At 72.7% G+C, this 2,870-nt stretch carries 2 protein-coding genes and 1 pseudogene; all 3 read left to right on the top strand.

The window, feature by feature from the left end:
* Window positions 1-89 (top strand): annotated as a pseudogene (locus tag LZ604_RS36520) (alpha-glucosidase C-terminal domain-containing protein); the annotation flags it as partial.
* An 87-nt stretch (window positions 90-176) separates the two neighbouring features.
* Window positions 177-1,577 (top strand): maltokinase N-terminal cap-like domain-containing protein, encoded by a 1,401-nt coding sequence (locus tag LZ604_RS35365; protein WP_234520328.1) that lies wholly within the window; start codon window positions 177-179, stop codon window positions 1,575-1,577.
* A 31-nt stretch (window positions 1,578-1,608) separates the two neighbouring features.
* Window positions 1,609-2,870, top strand: a 1,262-nt coding sequence (locus LZ604_RS35370) for a GlgB N-terminal domain-containing protein (protein ID WP_443732474.1), incomplete at its 3' end; no start/stop codon positions are given.

The raw sequence follows: 2,870 nt of genomic DNA on the forward strand, positions 1-2,870 counted from the left end.
GCTTCCCCGCCATCGGCGAACTCCCCTACCTGCTCACCCTCGCAGGCCACGGCTTCTACTGGTTCCGGCTCCGCAAGGACGGCGTGTAGAAGCCGGGGGCGGGGCGGTTTCCACCGCCCCGCCCGGGGCACGCAGGCAGTAACACCCCGACCGCCCCCCGGGGAAAGGACGCACCCATGTCGGAAGCCGTCGCCCGTCCCGCCACGACCCACTCCGGTCTCCTCGCGTCCCTCGGTCCACTGCTGCGCGAGTGGCTGCCGCGACAGCGCTGGTTCGCGGGGAAGGGACGGCCGGTCACCGGGTTCTCGCTGGTGGCGGCCACCGACCTGCTGCCGCCCGGAAACACGCTGGGACTGCTCCATCTCCTCGTACGGGCCCATCAGCCGGATGCTCCGACACAGGGCGCCGTACCCCATCCCGGCGACTGCTACCAGCTGCTGATCGGTGTGCGCGAGGTGCTGCCGCCCCGGCTGGCGCCCGCGCTCATCGGGCATGTGAAGGACGGGCCGCTGGCCGGCCGGACCGTGTACGAGGCGCTCTACGACCCCCGCGCCGCCGCCGTGCTGCTGGAGGCGCTGCGTACCCGGGCCCGCATCGGCAGGCTCCGCTTCGAGGGTGATCCGCGCCAGACGATACGGGAGGAGCTGGTCCCCAGGAGAATGACCGCGGAGCAGTCGAACTCCTCGGTCGTCTACGGAGATACGTTCATCCTAAAGCTCCTGCGGCGTGTCGTCCCCGGCATCAACCCCGATCTGGAACTTCCGCTGGTGCTGTCGCACCAGCGCTGCCCCCGGGTGCCCGCACCGACCGGCTGGCTCCTCGCCGACCTCGACGACCTGGACGAGTCGTATGTGCTGGCCGTGCTGCAGCCGTATCTGCGGGGCGCCGCCGACGGCTGGGAGCTGGCACTGCACGAACGGGCCAAAGGCGAGGACTTCACCCCTCAGGCGAGGGCGCTCGGCCGGGCCACCGCCGAGGTGCACACGGCGCTGGCCCGCGCCCTGCCGCCGGTCACTCTGGGCCACACCCAGATACGGCTGCTGGTCGGCGGCATGACCGAGCGGCTGGAGGCGGCGGCGCAGGCGGTGCCCGCGCTGCGGCCGTACGCGCCCGCGCTGCACTCCGCGTTCGAGGCGCTGGCCGAGCTCGCCGCCGAGGGCCGGACCTGGACCGCCCAGCGCATCCACGGTGATCTGCACCTGGGCCAGTGCCTGCGTTCGCCGTCGGGGGACTGGTCGCTGATCGACTTCGAGGGCGAGCCGTCGAAGCCGCTCGCCGAGCGCCGGAGGCCGCAGCCCACGGTGCGGGACATCGCGGGGATGCTGCGTTCCTTCGACTACGCGGCCCACTCGGCCGGCCCTCCGGCACCGGAGTGGGCCACGGCGTGCCGGGCCGCGTACTGCTCGGGGTACGCCGAGGTGACCGGGCGCGATCCACGGACCGAACCGGTGCTGCTGCGCGCGTACGAGACGGACAAGGCCGTCTACGAGGTCCTGTACGAGGCCCGCCACCGCCCCGACTGGCTGCCGGTGCCGATGGCTGCGGTACGCCGTCTGGCCGCCGACGCCACACCCTGATCCACCACCCTTTGCCGAGGAGGCCCCGCCCGTGACGCCCCGCCCTCCGTCCGACGACGGCACGCAGAAGAACGGCGACGGTCCGCAGAAGACCGGCGCGAAGAAGGCGACCGCCGCGAGGAGGGCGACGCCCGCCGCCGAGACACCGACGGCCCGCACCGGGAAGACAGAGGCCGGGAAGACGGCCACGGCGAAGAAGGCCGCGGCGAAGAAGGCGACGACGAAGAAAGCCACGGCCGAGAAGACGGCAGCGACGGGGACGGCGGCGAAGAAGGCACCCGCCCCGGGATCGAAGACCGCCGCCAAGAAGGCCACCAGCAGGAAAACCGCGGCCGAGGAAACCGCCGAGGAAAAAGCCGCTGCCCGGAAAGTCCCCGCGCAGAAGACAGCCGCCGCGCCGCTGCCGGCCGTGGCCGTGACCGCTTCCGGAACTCGGACGGCCGCCCCCGTCTCCCCCGCCGACCGGGCGCGGCTGCGCGACGGCACCCACCACGAACCGCACGCGGTTCTCGGCGCCCATCCGGTGCCCGGCGGAGTCGCCTTCCGGGCCTTCCGTCCGTACGCCCTGTCGGTGACCGTCGTCACCGGGGATCTGCGGGTCGAACTCCATGACGACGGCGAGGGGTTCTTCTCGGCCCTGCTGCCGCTGCGGGCCGTTCCGGCGTACCGGCTCCTCGTGGCCTACGAGGGAGCCGTACAGGACACCGAGGACGCGTACCGCTTCACGCCCACGCTCGGCGAGCTGGACCTGCATCTGATCGGCGAGGGGCGGCACGAGCAGCTGTGGCGGGTGCTCGGCGCGCACCCGATGACCCATCAGGGCGTGACCGGAACCCGCTTCTCGGTGTGGGCGCCGAACGCGCGCGGCGTCCGCGTGGCCGGCGGCTTCAACCACTGGGACGGCACCGGCCACGCGATGCGTTCCCTCGGCTCGTCCGGGGTCTGGGAGCTGTTCGTGCCCGCGATCGGCGAGGGCGAGCTGTACAAGTTCGAGATCACCCGCCCCGACGGCTCGAAGACCCTGCGCGCCGACCCGCTGGCCCGCCGCACCGAGGCCCCGCCGGCCACGTCCTCCATCGTGCACGTCTCCCGCCACGAGTGGCACGACCGGGAGTGGCTCGCACGCCGTGCGGACACCCCCGTCCACGAGGCGCCGTTCTCGGTGTACGAGGTGCATCTGCCGTCTTGGCGGCCGGGGCTGACGTACCGGCAGCTGGCCGAACAGCTGCCCGCGTATGTGAAGGACCTGGGCTTCACCCATGTCGAGCTGATGCCGGTCGCCGAGCACCCCTT

The sequence above is a fragment of the Streptomyces glomeratus genome (genome assembly GCF_021462825.1).
Classification (GTDB): domain Bacteria; phylum Actinomycetota; class Actinomycetes; order Streptomycetales; family Streptomycetaceae; genus Streptomyces; species Streptomyces glomeratus.